Here is a 20,044-nt window from a genome sequence, read left to right as displayed (position 1 = left end):
ATAAAAGAGCACATCAGACCGGGCCCACCCGGCACCCGGGACAAGCTCGCCGGCGCCCTCCGCGCCGGCGCATCCAGCACGCCGTCATTCTCCATGCCATGCCCTCCGCCTCGGACGGCCGGGCGAGCGCGTCGTGGTCGGAACTTGTCTCCATCGCTTGCCCGCCGCGTCCGGAGCTGACTCCACCGGGCCGTCGGGTTTTCAGAAGCTGTTTACGATCTCGCGAGCCAGAGCGGGACAGGGCGAAAGTGGCTTCAGCATTCTGAAGCGGTACTCGCCGTGTGACGCCTCACCACGCACAGCGGATCGTCAGCAGGTTCTTTAGACAGGAGATACCTTTGACACAGCAACACTCCCGCCATATCGGCCCCGTCGCCCTGATGCTGACCGGCCTGGGCTCCATCATCGGCTCCGGCTGGCTGTTCGGCGCCGCCCACGCCGCCCAGATCGCCGGCCCCGCCGCCATCGTCGCCTGGATAGTCGGCATGGTGATCATTCTCTCCATCGCGCTGAGCTACGCGGAACTGGGCGCCATGTTCCCGGAAAGCGGCGGCATGGTGCGTTACGCCCGTTACTCCCACGGCTCCCTGCTCGGCTTCATCGCCGGCTGGGCCAACTGGATCGCCATCGTCTCGGTGATCCCGATCGAGGCCGAGGCTTCGGTGCAATACATGAGCTCCTGGCCATACGCCTGGGCCCAACAACTGTTTTCCAACGGCGAATTGACCCCGCCCGGCCTGATGCTGTCCGCGCTGCTGGTCATCGTCTACTTCATGCTCAACTACTGGGGCGTGCGCCTGTTCGCCAAGGCCAACAGCGCCATCACCATCTTCAAAGTGATCGTGCCCGCGCTGACCGTGGGCGCGCTGATCTACAGCGGCTTCCACCCCGGCAACCTGGGCGGCGACACCCCCGGCGGCTTCGCGCCGTTTGGCTGGGCCAGCGTCATGACGGCGGTGGCCACCAGCGGCATCGTGTTCAGCTTCAACGGTTTCCAAAGCCCGATCAACCTGGCCGGCGAAGCCCGCAATCCGGGCAAGAGCGTGCCCTTCGGCGTGGTGGGTTCCATCCTGCTGGCCGCGGTGATCTATGTGGCGCTGCAAGTGGCCTTCATCGGCGCGCTGTCGCCGGCGGACCTGGCCCACGGCTGGCAAGGCCTGAACTTCAGTTCCCCCTTCGCCCAACTGGCGATGGCGCTGGGCCTGAACTGGCTGATGCTGCTGCTGTACTTCGACGCCTTCGTCAGCCCCAGCGGCACCGGCGCCACCTATATGGCCACCACCTCGCGCATGATTTACGGCATGCAGCGCAACGGCACCATGCCGGAGATCTTCGGCCGCATCCACCCGCTGTACCAGATCCCTCGCCCGGCGATGTGGTTCAACCTGGCGATCTCCTTCGTGTTTCTGTTCTTCTTCCGCGGCTGGGGCACGCTGGCGGCGGTGATCTCGGTGGCTACCGTGATTTCCTACCTGACCGGCCCGATCAGCGTGGCCTCTTTGCGCCGTTGCGCCTCCGACCTGCCGCGCCCGCTGCGCCTGGCCGGCCTGAGCGTGATCGCGCCGTTCGCCTTCGTCTGCGCGTCCCTGGTGCTGTACTGGGCGCGCTGGCCGCTGACCGGCGAGATCATCTTCCTGGTCGTGGCCGCCTTGCCGGTGTACTTCTGGTATCAGGCCCGCGCCGGCTGGCCCGAGTTTGGCCGCGAACTGAAAGGCGCGCTGTGGATGGTGCTCTACCTGCCGACGATGGCGCTGCTGTCCTACATCGGCAGCCATGACTTCGGCGGCATCGGCCTGTTGTCCTACGGTCCCGACATGGCGGTGGTGGCGGTGGTGTCTCTGGCCTTCTACTACTGGGGCGTCAACAGCGGCTGGCGTACTCGTTACCTGGACGCCGAGCACGACGCCCGCACGGTAGCCGACATGCAAGCCGCCGAGAGCGCGCCGCGCGGCAAGCTGGCCGGCCAGCAAGCCTAAACCTCTCCCGGGTGCCGCTCAGCCGGCTCCCGCCGCGGGCGGCCTCGCGCCGCCCTCGGCTTCCAACTCCTCTCCCAAAGCGTCCAACACCGGCAGAAACGCCCGCAAAGCGGCGCTGCGATACGCGGCCTTGCGCGTCAGAACCGCCGCCGTGCGCGCCGGCAACGGCGTTTGCAATTCCACAGCCCCCAGCTCCGGATGCCGCCGCGTGATCGCCCTCGGCAGAATGGTGGCGCAATCGCTGTGGCGGACGATCTCCATCACCGCGCCGATGCTGTTGGCCTGCGCCGCGATCCGCGGCTTCAGGCCCAGTTCCCGGAAATAGCGATCGATATGGCCGCGAGTGGCGAAATCCGCGCTCAATAGCGCCCAGGACGTCTGCGCCAAAGCCTCGGCGTCCACCGCTTCCGCCTGTCGTCGCCATGGGTGGCCCTCGCCCACCACCACGGCCAGGGTTTCGCTAAACAGCGGCCGCGCGTCTATCTCCGCCGAGCGCGCCTGGTCGAAGGCGATTCCGACATCGATCTCATCCTCCAGCAAGGCCAGCTCGATCGCGTCCAGCGTCGCCTCGCGCACGCCTAGTTCGATGCCGGGGTAGAGGCTGCGCAGCCGCGCCGCCAGCGGCCCCAACAAGTAGCTGGCGAAAGTCGGCGTCATCGCCAGCCGCAAACTGCCGCGCGACAAATCGCCGACATCCCGAGTGGCTCGCCGCGCCGCCTCCAGCTCGCGCAACGCGCGGCGCGCGTATTCCAAATAAACCGCCCCGGCGTCGGTGGGCCGCACCATCCGCCCGCCGCGGTCCAGCAACTGCGCGCCCACCGTCTCTTCCAATTGCTTGATCTGCTGCGACAGCGTGGGCTGCGAAACATGCAGCGCCTCGGCCGCCCGAGTGAAGTTGCCGTGCTCGACAACGGCCTGCAGGTAACGGATATGTCGAAGAATCATGCGCCAAAACTATAGGAAATAATTATGGAAATCATTTTATATCGGTCTTGGACCCTATAGAAAAAAAGCCTCATCCTTGGTGCATCCCTTCCCCGCCAAGGAGCAAGCCATGCAAGCCCTCATCGACGGTTTTCTGAAATTCCAACAGGAAGCCTATCCCCAGCGTTCTGCGCTGTTCCGCCAGCTGGCGGACAGCCAGGCCCCCGGCGCCTTGTTCATCACCTGCTCGGACAGCCGTGTGGTGCCGGAACTGCTGACGCAACAAGAACCCGGCGAGCTATTCGTGATCCGCAACGCCGGCAACATCGTTCCCTGCTACGGGCCGGAACCGGGCGGCGTCACCGCCTCGGTGGAATACGCGGTGGCCGCGCTGGGCGTCGCCGACATTGTGGTCTGCGGCCACTCCGACTGCGGCGCGATGACGGCGATCGCCAACGGTCATTGCCTGGACCATCTGCCAGCGGTGGCCGGCTGGCTGCGCCACGCCGACTCCGCCAAAGTGGTGAACGCGGCGCGCCGGCACGACGACGCCCGCCAGCGGCTGGACGACATGGTGAAAGAAAACGTCGTCGCCCAACTGGCCAACCTCAAGACCCATCCCTCGGTGGCGCTGGCGATGCGCCAGGGCCGGCTGACCCTGCACGGCTGGGTCTACGACATCGAAACCGGCGCCGTCCTGGCCCTGGACCACGCCAGCCAGCGCTTCGTTTCCCTGGCGGATTTTCCGCTGACCCGCGCCGCCTGAAAGCGGCGCGTCTCCCTCAAATCAAAAGATAAGGACTCTCCCATGCAACACTCCAATATCAATCAGGATCTCCGTGTAGAACTGACTGCTCGCGCCCTCGCCGCCAAGGCCTTGAAAGACCTCAGCTGGGAACAAGTCGCCGCCGACACCGGCCTCAGCCTGGCCTATGTCACCGCCGCCGTGCTGGGCCAGCACGCGCTGCCCAAAGCCGCCTCGGAGTTGGTCTGCCAACGGCTGGGCCTGAACGCGGCCGACGCCTTGCAGCTGCAAACCATTCCCTTGCGCGGCAGCATTCCCGGCGGCATTCCCACCGACCCCACCATTTACCGCTTCTATGAAATGATCCAGATCTACGGCACCACGCTGAAGGCGCTGGTGCACGAGAAATTTGGCGACGGCATCATCAGCGCCATCAATTTCAAGCTGGACATCCGCAAAGAGGAAGACCCGGACGGAGGCGAACGCGCGGTGATCACCCTGGACGGCAAGTTCCTGCCCAATAAGCCGTACTAAGAACCTGTTTACGATCTGCTCCGCTGCGGCGATACGGCGTTGAAAATGCCTTCGAAATGCTCATGTACCGTGTGTACATTCCGCTTTCTCAGCTGTTTTCGCCTTGTCTCGCTCTGGCTCGCGGGATCGTAAACAGACTCTAAAGAAACGTCCCTCAGCCTTTCTAGATTCAAATCCGCTTCACGGATAACGAGGGGCTAGCCCCATTCCGCCCTTCTGCCTAGCGGCGCATCTTGCGCCGCTGTTTTTTTGCCCACGGCAAAACGCCGGCAGAGCTCAAACCGGGCCGACCAAGGCCGCTTGACACCGTTGACGCCGCCCTCTTAGTTTGCAAGTTAACTTTCTCGTGAGCGCAGCTTGCCGCGCCGCAAGCCAATCAGGGGGTCACGCCATGCAAGACGACAAGCCGATCACGAGCATCGCCACCCTGGCCATGCTGCTTGCGCTCGCCATCCTGGGTGCCATCATCGGCATCCAATTGCTGAGCACCCTGGGCATCACACCGAGCACCTCCATCATCGGCGCGCTGCTGGCGATGCTACTGGCCCGACTGCCCTGGCGCATGTTTCGGCCTTATCGTTCCATCCATACCCAGAACCTGGCGCAGACCGTGATCTCCTCCGCCACCTTCGGCGCCGCCAACAGCCTGCTCATGCCCATCGCCGTGCCTTGGGCCATGGGCATGCCCGAGCTGATCCTGCCAATGTTCTGCGGCGTGGCCGCCGCCATGCTGCTGGACGGCTATCTGCTCTACCGCATGTTCGACACCCGGGTCTTCCCGGCCGGCAACGCCTGGCCGATAGGCACCGCCACCGCCGAGGCCATTCTCGCCGGGGACCGGGGCGGCCGTAACGCCCGCCTGCTGCTGGCCGGCATGGCCACCGGCATCGTCGGCGCGATGCTCAAAATACCGATGGCGGCCTTTGGCACCGCCTTCATCGGCAATATCTGGGCGCTGAGCATGTTCGGCCTGGGCCTGTTGCTGCGCGCCTACTCCGAACCCATCGCCGGCATCGACCTCAACGCCCGCTACCTGCCGCACGGCGTGATGGTGGGCGCCGGCCTGGTCGCCCTATTCCAGGTGGCCGGCGCGATCCGCGGCAAGCAGGCCGATAGCGGCCGCGCCACCACCCCGGACCGCGAGGTGCGCCACGCCTTGGGCCTGGGCGCCGTCGGCTATCTGCTGATCTCCATGCTGCTGGCGCTAGCGGGCGGCCTGTGGAGCGAAATGGCGCTGCCCATGCTGCTGCTGTTCGTGCTCTACGCCGCTTGCGCCGCCTTCGCCCACGAACTGATCGTGGGCATCGCCGCCATGCACTCCGGCTGGTTTCCTGCATTCGCGGTGGCGCTAATCACCTTGATCATCGGCATCTTGCTCGGTTTTCCCCCTTTGGCGCTCTGCCTGTTGACCGGCTTTACCGCCGCCACCGGTCCGGCCTTCGCCGACATGGGCTTCGATCTGAAAGCCGGCTTCATCCTTCGCGGCCATGGCAGCGACCTGCCGGCGGAACAACATGGGCGCCGCATCCAGATGCTCGCCGCCATGGCCGCCTTTGTCATCGCCATCCCGGTCGTCTGGCTGGTCCACTCTGGCTATTTCGCCCAAGACCTGCTGCCGCCCGCGGCGCGGGTGTTCGCCAAGACCATCGCCGCCGGCAGCCAGGCGAACCTGGCCTACTCTCTGGGACTGTGGGCCATTCCCGGCGCCATCATCCAATGGCTAGGCGGCCCTCGCCGCCAACTCGGCGTGCTGCTCTCCACCGGCCTGTTGATCAACAACGCGGCCGCAGGCTGGGCGGTGCTGCTTGGTATCGCCTTGCGCATCTTCATCCGCCGCCGCTGGGGGGAAGCCGCCCGACCATCAATGGAAGTGATCGCCGCCGGCTTCATTGCCGGCGACGCGCTCGCCAGCTTCTTCGGCTCCCTGTTCACCACGCCCGGCAAACGTTAAGGACGGGCTCGCGCTCTCACCGTCAGCGGCGAATGCCAGCAGACACCAAACAAGGAAGCATGACATGAGCTTGCAACAAACCCTACAAGCATTTGAGTTGCTGGATAGCGCCAAAGTGGGCGGCCAGGATATCGTCGAACGATTCGCCGCCGATCCCGGCGTCCGCGCCGTCAGCACGCGCGTCCAGGGCGCCAAGGGCGGCACCGACTTCATCCGCATCGACATCCCCGGCTCCCATGGCAAAAGCGCCGGCGGCGCGGCGCCCACTCTGGGCATCGTCGGTCGCCTGGGCGGCATCGGCGCCCGCCCCGACCGTATCGGTCTGGTGTCAGACGGTGACGGGGCCGTCGCCGCCGTCGCCTGCGCGCTGAAGCTGGCCCTGATGCAGCGCAATGGGGATCAACTGGCGGGCGATGTGGTCATCACCACTCATATCTGTCCCGACGCCCCCATCCTGCCGCGCCAGCCGGTGGACTTCATGGACGCGCCGGTAGACGACGCCACGATGAACCGCTACGAGGTGGCCGCCGAAGCGGACGCCGTGCTGTCGATAGACACCAGCAAGGGCAACCGCATTCTCAACCACAAGGGCTATGCGATCTCGCCCACCGTCAAGGAAGGCTATATCCTGCGCGTGGCCGAGGATCTGCTGCGTATCATGGAGCGAAGCAGCGGCCGCCCGGCGGTGACCTTTCCCATCACCACCCAGGACATCACGCCTTACGGCAACGGGGTCTATCATCTGAACAGCATCCTGCAACCCGCCACCGCGACGGCGGCGCCCGTCGTCGGCGTCGCCATCTGCGCCGAAACCATCGTGCCTGGCAGCGGCACCGGCGCCAGCCATGAAATCGATATCGCGCTGGCGGTGAAATTTGCGCTGGAAGTGGCCAAGGAGTTTGGCCGCGGCGGCTGCCAGTTCTACGACGCCAAGGAGTACGCCCGCCTGCTGGAGCTGTATGGCAGCCTGCGCCATCTACAAACCCGCCAGTGAGCGAGGACGCTCCATAGCACTCGCTGCGCGGATGAGGACTCGCCTTGCCGATATCGCCTACAGCTTCACCCATGGGGCGGGCTGGCTCCGGACGACTAAAGGCGCCGGCGCGCCCACCAGCGCCTGGCGGGCGGTGACCATATTCTTGAACCCCGCCAGGCGATAACACTGCCGCACACAGGTATCGCGGTTGGTCCATTTCCCGGACGCCCACATCTCCAATAAAGCGGCGCGGGCAGACTCGTGCTCGCCACGCCATTTGCGCCAAAGGTGGAAAGCCGTCAACGCCTGCTTGATTTCCTGATGGATGTCTTCGGTGTTGGCCGGATGGATTGGATTGTTCTCCGCCAGAGAAATCACCCCCAGGCGCATCTCATAAGCAATGATCAAACGGGCGGCGCACTTGAGAGCCTGGTTTTGCTGGATCAGCAACCTCATCATGGCAATGCTCTCCCTAATAGCCATCACAGCACGCCGTTAAGGTGTTCCAGCCCCTGTTTCAAGCGTTGCTGTATCGGTTCCAGCAAGGCCAGCGCGTCCTCGCTGGTGAACAACAGCGGCTCGTCGCGGCGTTCCAACAAGGTGATCAAGGCCAATAAGCCAGTGTGGGCGGTGCGCATGTCCATCACGCCGCGCAGCAGGGCGGTGTCCAGTTCGACATAGCAATGGTTCAACTGCTGGCCTAGTTCGCCGAGCTGCACCAGATCGCCAGTGACGGCGGGCAAGCGCTTTGAACAGCGGTGCAACTGCTCCATCAACGGTGCGGCGACGGGCGGAGGCATAGCGGGGGGCAAGGTAGAGAAGGTCATCACGGTCTCCATGTCAGCTTTGGAAACCTGCCCAGGCGAGGCTGAGGCAGGCACGTGACAAGGGTAGAAGACCGGCTAGTTCTACAACGACCGGTAGCCCATGGGGCTCCCTGCCACGGCCCGCCCCGAATGGGTACGGCGTGGCAGCAGACGTAACGGCGCCAAAGCGGACCGTTGTGTCTGCGGTAGAACTAATTTATGGGCTTCTACCCCCTGCGGCGTGAGATTGGGCACGACGCGGGACCAAGCCTAAACAGGCTGGCGGAGGGCGTCAAGGCATTGGGGATGGCGGGATAGCTGCGCGTCGACACTAGGCTCGATCAGGGAGCAAGCAGTATGGATTGATTGATGCGCTGCATCAGTTCGGGACTGGCCTGCTTGCTGCACATGATGTAGCGCTTAAGCCCCTCGGGAATGTCTTTGAAAGACAAGATCGTCAGTTTTTTGGCATCGATTTCTTTTTTCTGCAGCAGGTATTTGTAGTCCTCGACGTCAATCAGCATATAGTCGGCGCGCTGAGAAACAATCATTTGGGCTAGCTCGCCTGGCGTTACCGTCGAATCCATCACTGCGGCGCTTGCATGATCAATCATCGCATCCAATTCGGTTCCATAAGAAACGCCGGCAACTTTACCAATTTTAAATTCGGAGCTGGCCAACAAGGCTTTTAGCGTGCTGAATTTTTGAATATTTTTTGCGGATTTGAAGTTGGCCAATACCAAGTGCGGCTTATCTTGATGAATAGCCAAGGAAAACCGAGCAAAGGCCTCGCGCTCAGGCGTTTTATACCAACCTGGAGAACAGATCAGTTTTTTATTTGCTTCAATATTATTAAGAATGCGCTTGGCGGGCACTTCCTCAAACTCCGCTGGCACGGCCGCGCGGTGCAAGATTTCAATAGTCCGCTCCAATAAAAACCCTGCCGGTTTTCCATTTTGACTATAGCTATAGGGCGGTTTGTCTCGGTACTGCAAGGACAGGGCCTGCTCCGCCAGGCAGCTTGGCACCAATCCCAGAAATGAGAGGATAAAGAACAGCCGCTTAGCCATAAGTCCTCCAGAGGCATTTCGTAATGCAAGCGAGCATGACGCCTTGTTTCATTTGAGCATGGGGACATGAGAACGTGGGTCGTTAAGCGGGGTAGACGGCGCCTTTGTCACAGGGCTCAACGTCGAAGTCTTGTGAAGATAAAGATTTAAAACCGCTGTGATGGATCCACTATAGGATTATTTTGACCTGATGGCGGATTGTCGCCTAAGCCGGGACGCAAAAAACCCGCCGATTCGCACCGGCGGGTTTGGTTTGCGGCAACGCCGTTTACAGCGCGGCCAGCGCGGCGTCGTAGTTCGGTTCTTCGCCGATCTCGGCCACCAGCTCGCTGTGCAGCACCTTGTTGTCCTTGTCCAGCACCACCACCGCGCGGGCGGTCAGGCCGGCCAGCGGGCCGGAGGCCAGCTTGACGCCGTAGTCGGCGGCGAACTGCGGATTGCGGAAGGTGGACAGGGTCACCACATTGTCGATGCCCTCGGCGCCGCAGAAGCGCTTCTGCGCGAACGGCAGGTCGGCGGACACGCACAGCACCACGGTGTCGGCCAGCTTGGCGGCGCGTTCGTTGAACTTGCGCACCGACATCGCGCAGGTGGGGGTGTCCACGCTCGGGAAAATGTTCAGCACCTTGTTCTTGCCGGCGTAGTTGTCCAGTTTGACTTCGGCCAGGTCGGCGGAGGTCAGGGTCAGCGCCGGAGCTTGCTGGCCCTTGGCCGGCAGCGCGCCGGCCACTTCAACCGGATTGCCGCGCAGAGTAACGGTAGCCATGTGGGAATTCCTTATTTGGGTTCAGGGGTGAGTGACTCCGCTAGTGTGCGGCACACTGGCCGAATTTCAACCCCTCCCAAAGTAGGGCCAAGCCCATCTCAACCGGCCGGCCGGCTGCGCAAGCGCTCGGAACGGCCGCGCAACCACTCCAGCGTCAGCAGCATCAGCACCGAGAAACCGATCAACAGCGTGGCCGCCGCGGCGATGGCGGGGCTGAGGTTTTCGCGGATGCCGCTGAACATCGCCCGCGGCAGCGTCGTCTGGCCCGGCCCGGCGACGAACAGCGTCACCACCACCTCGTCAAAGGACGTGCCGAAGGCGAACAGCGCGCCGGAGATCACCCCCGGCGCGATCAGCGGCAGGGTCACCTTGAAGAAAACCCGCAGCGGCGACGCGCCCAGGCTGGCGGCGGCGCGCACCAGGTTGCGGTTGAAGCCCTGCAGCGTGGCGCTGACGGTGATCACCACGAAAGGCACGCCCAGCGCCGCGTGCATCAACACCAGCGTCAGATAGCTGTTGTCCATGCCCAAGGGCGCGAAGAACAAATAGCCGGCCACGCCGACGATCACCACCGGCACCACCATCGGCGAGATCAACACCGCCATCAGCAGGCCCTTGCCGGGAAACTCGGCGCGGGTCAGGCCGATGGCGGCCAGCGTGCCCAGCGTCATCGCCAGCACGGTGGCCAGCGGCGCGACGATCAGGCTGTTCTGCAAGGCGCGCATCCACTCCGCCGAGGAGAAGAACTCCTGGTACCAGCGCAGGGAAAAGCCGTTGAGCGGGTAGACCAGGAAGGCGCTGCCGTTGAAGGACAGCGGGATGATCACCAGCACCGGCAGCACCAGGAACAGCAGCGTCAGGCCGCTCAGCAGGCGGTGCAGGTAAAACCACAAACGTTCTTCCGGCAAGGTGTGATGGCTTGGCATCGGTTTGGCTCTCCAGTATCGGTTTGGTCCAAGCGGCTATCCAGGCTGCGCTTCAGCCCAGCCGCAGCCGCTCGCTTCCCACCAGACGGTGGTAAACCGCGTACAGCAGCAAGGTGGCCGCCAGCAGCAAGCCGCCCAGCGCGGTGGCCATGCCCCAGTTGATGGTGGTGTTGGTGTAGAAGGCGACGAAATAGCTGACCATCTGGTCATTGGGGCTGCCCAGCAAGGCCGGGGTGATGTAGTAACCGATGGACAGGATGAACACCAGCAGGCAGCCGGCGCCGACGCCGGCCACGGTCTGCGGCGCGTACACCCGCCAGAAGCTGGCGAAGGGATGGCAGCCCAGCGAGATCGCCGCGCGCAGATAGCTGGGCGAGATGCCCTTCATCACGCTGTAGATGGGCAGAATCATGAAGGGCAGCAGGATGTGCACCATGGCGATGTAGACGCCGACGCGGTTGAACACCAGCTGCAGCGGCTGCTCGATCAGGCCCAGGCTCAGCAAGGCGGCGTTGATCAGGCCTCCGGACTGCAGCAGCACGATCCAGGCGGCCACCCGCACCAGCACCGAGGTCCAGAACGGCAGCAGCACCATGATCATCAGCAGATTGCTGCGGCGCGTGGGCAGGCTGGCCAGCAGATAAGCCAGCGGATAGGCCAGCAGCAGGCATAGCGCGGTCACCACCAGGCTCATCCAGAAGGTGCGGGCGAACACGCTCAGGTAAATGCCCTGATCCGGCATCGCGCGGCTGAGCTCGCCCAGGTCGTCGATGCGGTGATCCAGCGCCGCCAGCAGATAGTAAGGGGTGTAGACGGACTGGTTGCGGCGTATCGCCAGCCAATAGGCCGGATCGCCCCAGCGCTCGTCCAGCTCGGTCAACGCCTGCTTGAACGAAGACGGCGCCGGCTCCAGCGGCAAGGCGCGCGCGGTTTTGCCCAACAGGCTGCGATAGCCGGGCACTTCCATGTTCAGCCGCTTGCCCAAGTCGCCCAGCGTCTGTTGTTCGCCGGCCAGCCGCACATCGTCGACGAGCGCGCGGTAGGCCGTTTCCGGCGGCAGCGACTTGCCGTCCCAGACCGCGAGCGCCCGCACCGTCCGCGGCAAGGTGCCCGCCACCTCGGGATTGTCGACGCTGCGCAGCAGCAGCGCGCCGATGGGCACGATGAAGGTCAGCAACAGGAACAACAGCAGCGGCGACACCAGCGCCAGCGACTTGAGCTTGCCCAGCCGCTCCGCCCTGGCCAGCCGTGCCTTCAGAGGCAGCGGGGCCGGCGCGGACGCGCGGGAATGAGATACCGAGGAAGCGGTCATGGCTTGGACTCCGTCAAAACGGCCGCCGAAAGGCGGCCTCCGCTAAATGAAGGACGAGCGCTTACTTAGCCGCCCAGGCGTTGAAACGCTGCTCCAGGCTCTCGGCGTGATCGGCCCAGAATTCCAGATTGATCTTCAGCGCGTCCTTGATGTTCTGCGGCGCGGTGGGCAGATCCGGCAGCTCGCTCTTGTCCAGCAGCGGAATCGCCCGCTTGTTGCTGGGGCCGTAGGCGATGTTCTGCGAATAGACCTTCTGGTTTTCCGGCTTGCTGGCGAAAGCGATAAACTGGTAGGCCTGATCGCGCTTGGGCGTGCCCTTGGGAATCGACCAGTAGTCGAAGTCGTAGAGGTTGCCGTTCCACACCACTTTCAGATTCTTGCCCTCCTTGCGCGCCACCGCGATGCGGCCGTTGAAGGCGGAGCTCATCACCACATCGCCGGAGGCCAGGTATTGCGGCGGCTGGGCGCCGGCCTCCCACCACTGCAGATAGGGCTTGATCTGGTCCAGCTTCTTGAAGGCGCGGTCCACGCCGGCCGCGGTGCCCAGCGCCGGATAGACATCCTTGGCCGCCACGCCGTCAGCCAGCAGCGCGATCTCCAGCGTGCCCTTGGCGCCCTTGCGCAAGCCGCGTTTGCCGGGGAATTTCTTCACGTCCCAGAAATCCTTCCAGCCCGCCGGCGCGGTCTTCAGCTTGTCGGCGTTGTAGGCCAGCGCGGTGGACCAGACGAAGATGCCGATGCCGCAGGGCTGGGCCGCGCCGGGCACGAAGTCCGCCTTATTGCCGATGCGCGCGTAGTCCAGCCGTTCCAGCAGGCCCTCGTCGCAGCCGCGCACCAGTTCCGGCGATTCCACTTCCAGCACGTCCCAGGACACGCTCTTGGTGTCCACCATCGCCTTGAGCTTGGCCATTTCGCCGTTGTACTCGCCGCTGACCAGCTTGAGCCCGGTGCTCTTCTGGAATGGCGCGTAGTAGGCCTTGGCCTGGGCGCCCTTATTGGCGCCGCCGTAGGAAATCACCGTCAAATCCTTGGCCGAAGCCGCGCCGGCCAAGGCCAGCGCCGCGCCCAGCATCATGAATTTTTGTTTCACTGCCATCCTCATTCTCCTTGTTGACTGCATCGTGACGCCGGCGAGGCCGGCGCGGCTTTCAAAACCGACCATCAACGCAGGGCCCAGGCGTTGAAGCGCTGCTCCAGGCTTTCGCCGTGATCGGCCCAGAACTCCAGGTCCACCTTCACCGCGTTTTTCATGTTCTGCGGCGCGGTGGGCAGCTCCGGCAGTTCCGCTCTGTCCAGCAGCGACAACGCTTTCTTGTTGCTGGGGCCGTAGCTGATGTTTTGGGAATAGACTTTCTGGTTTTCCGGCTTGCTGGCGAAGGCGATGAAGCGATAGGCGGCGTCCTTGTTGGGCGAGCCTTTGGGGATGGCCCAGGAATCGAAGTCGTATAAGCTGCCGTCCCAGACGATCTTCAGGTTCTTGCCCTCTTTCTGCGCCGCGGCGATGCGGCCGTTGAATGAACCGTGCCGCCGGTATTTCAACTCCGCCGGTTCCCGGTTTGAGCTCGCCCTCGCCAAGCGACGGCACAAGGTCCGGTCAAGAAAACCGCCCATCCCTGTCAAAGCTTGTAGCCGGGATCAAGCCGGTCCAGCCGGCGCAGCAACGCCTCCCAGGCCAAGTCGATGAACATATCGTCCTTCAGTTCCTGCTCGCCCACCTCGCGCCCCGGCTCGTTGAACTGGCGCTCGGTCCGCCGGCAAACCTCCACGGACGGCAGGCGCAAGGCACCGGCCGCCTGCGCTGCCAACTGGATGTCGCAGGCCTTTTCCAGGTAGTACATGCGCAGGAAAGCCTGCTTGACCGTTTCCCCCACGGTCAGCAAGCCATGGTTGCGCAGAATCAGCACCGGCTTGTCGCCCAGATCCCGCACCAGGCGCGCCTGTTCGTTGAGGTCCAGGGCGATGCCTTCGTAATCGTGGTACGCCACCTTCCCGTAGAACTCCATCGACATCTGGTTCACCGGCAACAAGCCCTCCGCCAGGGCCGCCACCGCGCACCCGGCCCGGGTATGGGTGTGCAGCACGCACTGCGCATCCGGTCTTGCCGAGTGGATGGCGCTGTGGATGACGAAGCCGGCCGGGTTGACCAAGGCGTCTTTCTCGTCCAGCGCCAGGCCATCAAGACCGATCTTGACCAGGCTGGACGCGGTGATTTCGTCGAACATCAGCCCGTAGGGGTTGATCAGGAAGTGGTGCTCCGGCCCTGGCAAGCGCACCGAGATGTGTGTCGAGATCAGATCGCTCATGCGAAAGTGCGCAATCAGCCGATAACAGGCCGCCAGTTCTCGACGTAGTTGCCGCTCCCCCTCTGACTCCACGGGCTGGGCGCCCTGCTGCGGGGTAGGGCTGAGCTTTGCTGAGAGTTCCATCATTCATTGCCTCGGAATGTGTATCCGCCCCCATCGGGGCCCTCTGACGGCGCCTGCCGGCGCCGCGACAACCGCGCTTACTTGGACTTGGCCACCCAGGTGTTGAAGCGCTGCTCGAGCTCCTCGCTCCTATCCACCCAAAACGCCGTGTCCTCGCTCAGCGCCACGGCGAGATTCCTCGGCGAAGTCGGCAGGTCTCGGCTCATTTTCGCGTCCAGCATCTGAATCGCCTTGCGGTGGGTGACGCCGTAATCGATGGTGTCCGCATAGACTTTCTGGTTGACCGGCTGCGTGGCGAAGCGGATGAACTTCAGCGCGTCGTCCTTACGCGGGCTGCCCTTGAGAATCGCCCAGTAGTCGTAGTTGTAAACCGAGCCATTCCATACCATCTTCAGGTTCTTGCCTTCCTTCCTCGCTTCGGAAATTCGGCCGTTGTAGGCCGAGCTCATCACCACGTCGCCCGAGACCAGAAACTGCGGCGGCTGGGAGCCCGCCTCCCACCACTGGATATTCGGCCTGAGCTGGTCCAGCTTGCGGAAGGCCCGATCGACGCCCGTCGGGGTGGCCAGCACCTTGTAAACCTCCTTCGGCGCCACGCCGTCCGCCATCAGCGCGAACTCCAGATTGTCCTGCGCGCCCTTGCGCAAGCCGCGCTTGCCCGGGAAGGTCTTCACGTCCCAGAAATCCTTCCAGCCGGCCGGCGCCGCCTTCAACTTGTCGGCGTTGTAGGCCAGAACGATGGACCAGACGTTCATGCCTATCCCACAGCTCTGCACCGCGCCGGCGAGAAAATCGGCCGGCTTGCCGATCTTGCTGTAATCGAGCTTTTCGAACAGGCCTTCGTCGCAACCGCGCGCCAGCGCCGCCGGCTCGACTTCGACCACGTCCCACGACACACTCTTGGTGTCCACCATGGCCTTGATCTTCGCCATCTCGCCGTTGTATTCCGCCCCGATCACCTTGATGCCGGTCGCCCGCTGGAAGGGGCCGTAATACGCCTTGTCCTGAGCGGACTTCCCGGCGCCGCCGAACGAGATCACGGTCAGAGCGGCAGCCATGGCCTCGCCCACGAAAGCCAACCCCAGGGTCATAACGACCAACTTGATGCTTGCAGTCATTTTCAGGTTCTCCTTTGCAAAGGGAGTGCTGCCACTCCTTGCTATTCCTGAACCAGCGGATCGAGCGCGCGCACATGCTCGACCTGCCAGCCCAGCGGCACCACGTCGCCGACGGCGAGCGTGGCATCCAGTTCCGCGATGGCTTGCTTGACGAAGAAGTTGGGCTTGCCGCACACCTCCATGCGCACGCGCACGTGGTCGCCCAGATAGATGAACTCGGCCACCCGGCCGGAGAAGCGGTTGTCGCAGTGCTCGCTATGGCCGTTGAGCAAAATGCGCTCGGGGCGGATGGACAGCGACACCCGGCTGCCGGTCTCGCCCACTTTCACCGCCAGCGCCGCCACCCGCTCGCCGCGCTCCAGCTCCACCAGACAGCGCTCGCCGTCCTGGCTCAGCAACGTGCCTTGCAAGCGGTTGTTCTCTCCGATGAAGTTGGCGACGAAGGCGTTGCCCGGCCGCTCGTAAAGCTGGGCCGGCGCGTCTACCTGCTGGATTTCGCCCTGGTGGAACACCGCCACCCGGTCCGACATGGTCAGCGCCTCGCCCTGGTCATGGGTGACGTAGACCACGGTCACGCCCAGCCGCTGGTGCAGGTGCTTGATCTCCATCTGCATGTGTTCGCGCAATTGTTTGTCCAGCGCGCCCAAGGGCTCGTCCATCAGCACCAGCTGCGGTTCGAACACCAAGGCGCGCGCCAGCGCCACCCGCTGCTGCTGGCCGCCCGACATCTGGCCCGGATAGCGGCCGGCGAAGGCGTCCAGCTGCACCATGGCCAGCGCCCTCTTCACCTTGTCCTGAATGTCCGCCTTGGACACCCCGCGCACGGACAGCGGGAAGGCCAGGTTTTCCGCCACCGTCATGTGCGGGAATAAGGCGTAGTTCTGGAACACCATGCCGATGTTGCGCTTGTGCGGCGGCACCCGGTTGATGGAGCGGCCGGCTAGCTGGATCTCGCCGCCGGTCGGGGTTTCGAAGCCGGCCAGCATCATCAGGCTGGTGGTCTTGCCGGAGCCGGACGGCCCTAGCAGGGTGAGGAATTCGCCGCGGCGGATATCCAGGTTCAGGTTTTTGACGATGAGGTTTTCGCCGTCATAGCTTTTCTGGACGTTGAGGAAGCGGACAAGCACATCGCTGGCTGCGGACATGGCGGCGGCACCTGAAAGTGAATGCGTACGCCAACCATGCTAAGGAGCGCGGCGCGCGCCCGCCATCGGCGGGCGGCGGATTTTGCCGTCGGGATAAACGGCGCGCGCTGTAGGGAAATTCTTAGTGCGCCGCAGCAGTCAAGCGCGTTAAAACAGCTGATGTTCGATGGCGTAGCGCACCAGATCCGCCAGCGACTGCGCGCGCAGCTTCTGCATCAGCCTGACCTTGTGAGTGCTGACGGTTTTGGCGCTGATCGCCAGCAGCTGCGCCACCTCATTGACATTGGCGCCCTGCGCCAGGCGCTGGAACACCTGGAATTCGCGCTCGGACAGCTGAGCGTGCGGCGGCCTCTCGTCGCTGAGATTGACTTCGAACACCAACCGGTCCGCCAACTGCGGGTCGATGTAGCGGCCGCCGCCGGCCACTTTGCGGATCGCGGTCAGCAGCAGCGCCGGATCGCTGTCCTTGGTGGCGTAGCCGGCGGCGCCGGCCTTGAGCGCGCGCGCGGCCATCTGCACCTCGTCGTGCATGGACAGCACCAGGATGGCCGGCGCTTGGGCCAGCCCCCGCAAGCGCGGAATCACGTCCAGGCCGCTCAGGCCCGGCATGGAAATATCCAGCAACAACACATCGCAAACGGCGGTGCGCAAGGCGTCGAACACCGCGCCACCGTTGGCGGCTTCGCCGACCACTTGCAAATCATCGGCCAGGCCGATCAGCTGCTTGATGCCTTCGCGCACGATGGTGTGGTCTTCCGCCACAATCACTCGAATCATGTCTCCTCCTCCCCTTCATCCGGCCGCAAAGGCAGCCGGGCCGTCAAACTACAGCCCTGCCCCGGCGCGCTGGCGATCTCCAGGCCGCCGCCGAACATCAGCAGGCGTTCGCGCATGCCCACCAGGCCGTAGGAACTGCCCGCCTCCCCCGGCCGCCGCTCGAAGCCCTTGCCGTCGTCGACAATGCTCAGCGTCAATTCGCCCGGCTGCGCCTGCAAATGCAAGGTCACCGTATGAGCCTCGGCGTGGCGCATCACATTGGTCAGCGCCTCCTGCAATACCCTAAACAGGCCCACCGCCTTGGCGTCGTCCAGCCGCAACGGCGTTTCCGGTACCAGCACCAGACAGGGTATGCCGCTGCGGGCCTCGAAGCGACGCGCCTGCCATTCCACCGCCGAAGCCAGGCCCGCGTTCAGGATGGGCGGCCGCAGCGCGGTGGCCACGTCGCGCACCAGGGCGAAAGTCTGGGTGATCAGCTTCTTGATGCTGGCCAGCCGCTCCGCCGCCGCGCCCTCCGGCCGCCCCAGGCTCAGTTCCAGCATCGAGGTTTCCAGCTTGAGCACGGTCAGCACCTGACCCAGCTCGTCGTGCACCTCGCGCGCGATATGCGCTTTCTCCTCCTCGCGCACCGTTTCGAGGTGAGCGGCCAAGTCTCGCAGCATGGCGCGCGACGCGCTCAGTTCCAGTTCATTGCGCTTGCCGGCGCTGATATCCCACAGGATGCCGTCCCACACCATGCCCGCCGCGCCGTGGCGGCGGGCGCTAGCGCGCAGATCGGCCCAGCGCTCCGCGCCGTCGCGGGTCAGAATCCGGCCCTGCCAGCTCCAGTCTCTCAGCTCTCGCCAAGCCGCCCGCCAGCTCTCACGCAGGCCGGCGGCATCCTCCGGATGCGCCAAGGCCAGCAAGCCCTCTGGCCGCGCCAGCAAGTCCGCGGCCGGATAGCCGGTCAGCGCCAGGCTGGCCTCGCTGACGAAGGCCAACCGCGGGTCTTCCGCCGCGTCGCCGCGCTCCAGCCGGAACACCAAGCCCGGCACATTTTCAGCGATGCCCTTGAAACGCGCCTCGCTTTCCCGCAAGGCGGCGCGCGCCTGCCGCTTCTCGCTGACGTCGTGCATAAAGGCCACCAGATAGTCGGCACCGCCGAAGCGCAGAAAACTGAACGAGACATCCACCGGCAAGCTGCCGCCGTCGGCGCGCAGACAATCGATTTCGAACTGCAACAGGCCCCGACTGCGCGCTCGGCTCCACAAATCCAGCCAGCCATCCATGTCCAAGTCCGGCTGGAAGCGAGACAGCGGCTGTCCCACCGCCTCGGCCTCCGCGCAGCCCAGCATCGCCAGCGCGGCCTGGTTGGCGTAACGCAGCCGGCTGTCCCAGTTCAGCCACAAAATGCCCACCGTGCTGTGATCCACCGAGAACTGGGTCAGCCGCAAGGCCTCGGCGCCGGCCTCCCGTTGCGCCAGCGCCTGACGCGCAGCCGCCAACGCCTGCCGCATCTGCCGCTGTTGCCTGCCTCGCCACAGCAATGCGCCGACCAAAGCCAGGATGAGCAATCCCGAAACCTGGCTCAGCCACCGCCAGAACGACAGGCTGTCGCCCAAGGGCGTCGGCTCCGCCTGCACCCAGCGCGTGTAAAGATGGCCGCGCTGCGACGCCGGCATCGCGCTCAAAGCCCGGTCCAGCAGCGTAGCCAACTGCGGCCAGTCCTGCCGCGACGCCAGCCGCAGCAGCCGGGTGGCGCCGCTGTCGCCCACCGCGCGCAAGGGCGAGAACTCGGGCTCCCGCAGCAGCTGGTTCAGCTGCGCCTCGTCCACCACCGCGTAATCCGCCCGCTGCTGCAGCACTTGCTGCAACGCGGAACGGTCCGAGCCGGCCGGCCAACGCCGCAAAGCCGGATAGTTGGCGGCCAGGAAAGCCGCCGCCGCGCCGGGTTCGGCCACCGCCACCCTTACGTTGCCCGGCAGTTGCTCCAGCTCCAGCGCCGCCGCCGGCTCGCCGCGTCCAACCAGCTTGTAGGGTATGCGCAGGAAGGGGCCGGAAAACAGCCAGTAACGCAAGCCTGCCGGTGTCTGCTCCAGCCCGGGCGCGACATCCACGCTGCCCGTCCGCGCCGCCGCGCTCAATTGCGTCTTGTTCGGATAGGCCGTCCAGGCCAGCTTGAGCCCTAACTCGGCGGCCAGCCGATTCATCAGTTCCACATGCGCGCCGCTCAGCGCTTGCCGGCGCGCGTCCAGCACCGCGTACGGCGCTTGCGGCACCACGCCCACACGCAATACAGGAAGCCGGCTCAACCAGTCCCGCTCCGCCGCAGACAGGCTCAGCGCCCAACTAGGCGACGCCAGCCACAGCGCCGCCAACCCCGCCATCCACAATAAGGCTTTCAATGCGTCCCTCCGGCGCGCCGGACGGCGCGCATGACTCCATACTGTGGCAGCGCGGCGGCGCTGTCTAAAAAATCAAACGCAAAGCGGAAAAGGTTGTGGCAAGAGGCGCAGGCGGCGGGCCTGGCGGATGGGCGACGGAGGGGAGAGAAAGGCTGACGGACGCGGCGAAATGGCTCCAGATTTGGAAAATGCGCCGCAGCTGGCCAGA

19 protein-coding genes are annotated in these 20,044 nt (G+C 64.4%); 5 read left to right on the top strand and 14 right to left on the bottom strand.

Annotated features, from left to right (window positions below; genetic code table 11):
* The first annotated feature begins 338 nt into the window (after positions 1-338).
* Positions 339-1,976, top strand: coding sequence for an APC family permease (locus B0T39_RS10605; protein ID WP_217806222.1), 1,638 nt, complete (start codon positions 339-341; stop codon positions 1,974-1,976).
* A gap of 18 nt (positions 1,977-1,994) precedes the next feature.
* Here the strand turns inward: B0T39_RS10605 and cynR are convergent, their stop codons facing one another.
* Positions 1,995-2,921, bottom strand: a complete 927-nt coding sequence (gene cynR, locus B0T39_RS10600) for a transcriptional regulator CynR (protein WP_081546364.1) — start codon at positions 2,919-2,921, stop codon at positions 1,995-1,997.
* A gap of 109 nt (positions 2,922-3,030) precedes the next feature.
* Here cynR and B0T39_RS10595 point away from each other — a divergent pair, with 109 nt between their 5' ends.
* From B0T39_RS10595 to B0T39_RS10580, 4 genes are all read left to right on the top strand, one after another.
* Positions 3,031-3,666, top strand: a complete 636-nt coding sequence (locus tag B0T39_RS10595) for a carbonic anhydrase (protein WP_081546362.1) — start codon at positions 3,031-3,033, stop codon at positions 3,664-3,666.
* Between the two features lie 42 nt (positions 3,667-3,708).
* Positions 3,709-4,179 carry a cyanase gene (gene cynS, locus B0T39_RS10590; RefSeq protein WP_081546360.1) on the top strand — a complete coding sequence of 157 codons (471 nt, stop codon included), beginning with the start codon at positions 3,709-3,711 and terminating at the stop codon, positions 4,177-4,179.
* A 391-nt stretch (positions 4,180-4,570) separates the two neighbouring features.
* Positions 4,571-6,130 (top strand): OPT/YSL family transporter, encoded by a 1,560-nt coding sequence (locus tag B0T39_RS10585; protein ID WP_081546358.1) that lies wholly within the window; start codon positions 4,571-4,573, stop codon positions 6,128-6,130.
* A gap of 64 nt (positions 6,131-6,194) precedes the next feature.
* A complete protein-coding gene (locus B0T39_RS10580) occupies positions 6,195-7,124 on the top strand; it encodes a DUF1177 domain-containing protein (protein WP_081546356.1) in 930 nt (309 codons plus the stop codon).
* 57 nt (positions 7,125-7,181) lie between these two features.
* On the opposite strand, the gene B0T39_RS10575 is transcribed toward B0T39_RS10580, so the two are convergent.
* From B0T39_RS10575 to B0T39_RS10515, 13 genes are all read right to left on the bottom strand, one after another.
* Positions 7,182-7,565, bottom strand: coding sequence for a hypothetical protein (locus tag B0T39_RS10575; RefSeq protein WP_141111173.1), 384 nt, complete (start codon positions 7,563-7,565; stop codon positions 7,182-7,184).
* 23 nt (positions 7,566-7,588) lie between these two features.
* A complete protein-coding gene (locus B0T39_RS10570; RefSeq protein ID WP_141111172.1) occupies positions 7,589-7,933 on the bottom strand; it encodes a DUF1484 family protein in 345 nt (114 codons plus the stop codon).
* 320 nt (positions 7,934-8,253) lie between these two features.
* Positions 8,254-8,982 (bottom strand): substrate-binding periplasmic protein, encoded by a 729-nt coding sequence (locus tag B0T39_RS10565; protein WP_081546350.1) that lies wholly within the window; start codon positions 8,980-8,982, stop codon positions 8,254-8,256.
* 268 nt (positions 8,983-9,250) lie between these two features.
* Positions 9,251-9,748, bottom strand: a complete 498-nt coding sequence (gene tpx / locus B0T39_RS10560; protein ID WP_043594076.1) for a thiol peroxidase — start codon at positions 9,746-9,748, stop codon at positions 9,251-9,253.
* A gap of 98 nt (positions 9,749-9,846) precedes the next feature.
* A complete protein-coding gene (locus tag B0T39_RS10555; RefSeq protein WP_019102964.1) occupies positions 9,847-10,674 on the bottom strand; it encodes an ABC transporter permease in 828 nt (275 codons plus the stop codon).
* Positions 10,675-10,726: 52 nt separating this feature from the next.
* Positions 10,727-11,986, bottom strand: coding sequence for an ABC transporter permease (locus B0T39_RS10550; protein WP_081546348.1), 1,260 nt, complete (start codon positions 11,984-11,986; stop codon positions 10,727-10,729).
* Between the two features lie 61 nt (positions 11,987-12,047).
* Complete coding sequence (locus tag B0T39_RS10545) at positions 12,048-13,082, bottom strand: ABC transporter substrate-binding protein (RefSeq protein WP_081546346.1); 1,035 nt, start codon at positions 13,080-13,082, stop codon at positions 12,048-12,050.
* 65 nt (positions 13,083-13,147) lie between these two features.
* Positions 13,148-13,525: an ABC transporter substrate-binding protein gene (locus tag B0T39_RS10540; protein ID WP_254894534.1), complete on the bottom strand. Its 378-nt coding sequence runs from the start codon at positions 13,523-13,525 to the stop codon at positions 13,148-13,150.
* Between the two features lie 77 nt (positions 13,526-13,602).
* Complete coding sequence (locus B0T39_RS10535; protein ID WP_141111170.1) at positions 13,603-14,412, bottom strand: class II aldolase/adducin family protein; 810 nt, start codon at positions 14,410-14,412, stop codon at positions 13,603-13,605.
* Positions 14,413-14,489: 77 nt separating this feature from the next.
* Positions 14,490-15,530, bottom strand: a complete 1,041-nt coding sequence (locus B0T39_RS10530) for an ABC transporter substrate-binding protein (protein ID WP_081546340.1) — start codon at positions 15,528-15,530, stop codon at positions 14,490-14,492.
* 41 nt (positions 15,531-15,571) lie between these two features.
* On the bottom strand, positions 15,572-16,675 hold the full coding sequence (locus B0T39_RS10525) for an ABC transporter ATP-binding protein (protein WP_081546338.1): 1,104 nt from the start codon (positions 16,673-16,675) through the stop codon (positions 15,572-15,574).
* Between the two features lie 147 nt (positions 16,676-16,822).
* On the bottom strand, positions 16,823-17,452 hold the full coding sequence (locus B0T39_RS10520; RefSeq protein WP_081546336.1) for a response regulator: 630 nt from the start codon (positions 17,450-17,452) through the stop codon (positions 16,823-16,825).
* A complete protein-coding gene (locus tag B0T39_RS10515; protein ID WP_217806221.1) occupies positions 17,449-19,836 on the bottom strand; it encodes a PAS domain-containing sensor histidine kinase in 2,388 nt (795 codons plus the stop codon). Before B0T39_RS10515 ends, B0T39_RS10520 begins: the two co-directional genes overlap by 4 nt.
* Positions 19,837-20,044 lie beyond the last annotated feature (208 nt).

This window comes from Chromobacterium haemolyticum (genome assembly GCF_002081825.1).
GTDB classification, from domain to species: Bacteria; Pseudomonadota; Gammaproteobacteria; order Burkholderiales; family Chromobacteriaceae; genus Chromobacterium; species Chromobacterium fluminis.
The sequence above is the reverse complement of the archived record's forward strand: the minus strand, read 5'-3'. Positions and strand labels throughout refer to the sequence as shown.

Excerpts from the sequence above, each read along its gene's own strand:
- B0T39_RS10575 (WP_141111173.1), bottom strand. The coding sequence starts at position 7,565 with ATGATGAGGTTGCTGATCCAGCAAAACCAGGCTCTCAAGTGCGCCGCC.
- cynR (WP_081546364.1), bottom strand. The coding sequence starts at position 2,921 with ATGATTCTTCGACATATCCGTTACCTGCAGGCCGTTGTCGAGCACGGC.
- B0T39_RS10530 (WP_081546340.1), bottom strand. The coding sequence starts at position 15,530 with ATGACTGCAAGCATCAAGTTGGTCGTTATGACCCTGGGGTTGGCTTTC.
- B0T39_RS10520 (WP_081546336.1), bottom strand. The coding sequence starts at position 17,452 with ATGATTCGAGTGATTGTGGCGGAAGACCACACCATCGTGCGCGAAGGC.
- B0T39_RS10595 (WP_081546362.1), top strand. The coding sequence starts at position 3,031 with ATGCAAGCCCTCATCGACGGTTTTCTGAAATTCCAACAGGAAGCCTAT.
- B0T39_RS10535 (WP_141111170.1), bottom strand. The coding sequence starts at position 14,412 with ATGGAACTCTCAGCAAAGCTCAGCCCTACCCCGCAGCAGGGCGCCCAG.
- tpx (WP_043594076.1), bottom strand. The coding sequence starts at position 9,748 with ATGGCTACCGTTACTCTGCGCGGCAATCCGGTTGAAGTGGCCGGCGCG.
- B0T39_RS10555 (WP_019102964.1), bottom strand. The coding sequence starts at position 10,674 with ATGCCAAGCCATCACACCTTGCCGGAAGAACGTTTGTGGTTTTACCTG.
- B0T39_RS10585 (WP_081546358.1), top strand. The coding sequence starts at position 4,571 with ATGCAAGACGACAAGCCGATCACGAGCATCGCCACCCTGGCCATGCTG.
- B0T39_RS10525 (WP_081546338.1), bottom strand. The coding sequence starts at position 16,675 with ATGTCCGCAGCCAGCGATGTGCTTGTCCGCTTCCTCAACGTCCAGAAA.
- B0T39_RS10570 (WP_141111172.1), bottom strand. The coding sequence starts at position 7,933 with ATGACCTTCTCTACCTTGCCCCCCGCTATGCCTCCGCCCGTCGCCGCA.
- B0T39_RS10565 (WP_081546350.1), bottom strand. The coding sequence starts at position 8,982 with ATGGCTAAGCGGCTGTTCTTTATCCTCTCATTTCTGGGATTGGTGCCA.
- cynS (WP_081546360.1), top strand. The coding sequence starts at position 3,709 with ATGCAACACTCCAATATCAATCAGGATCTCCGTGTAGAACTGACTGCT.
- B0T39_RS10550 (WP_081546348.1), bottom strand. The coding sequence starts at position 11,986 with ATGACCGCTTCCTCGGTATCTCATTCCCGCGCGTCCGCGCCGGCCCCG.
- B0T39_RS10580 (WP_081546356.1), top strand. The coding sequence starts at position 6,195 with ATGAGCTTGCAACAAACCCTACAAGCATTTGAGTTGCTGGATAGCGCC.
- B0T39_RS10545 (WP_081546346.1), bottom strand. The coding sequence starts at position 13,082 with ATGGCAGTGAAACAAAAATTCATGATGCTGGGCGCGGCGCTGGCCTTG.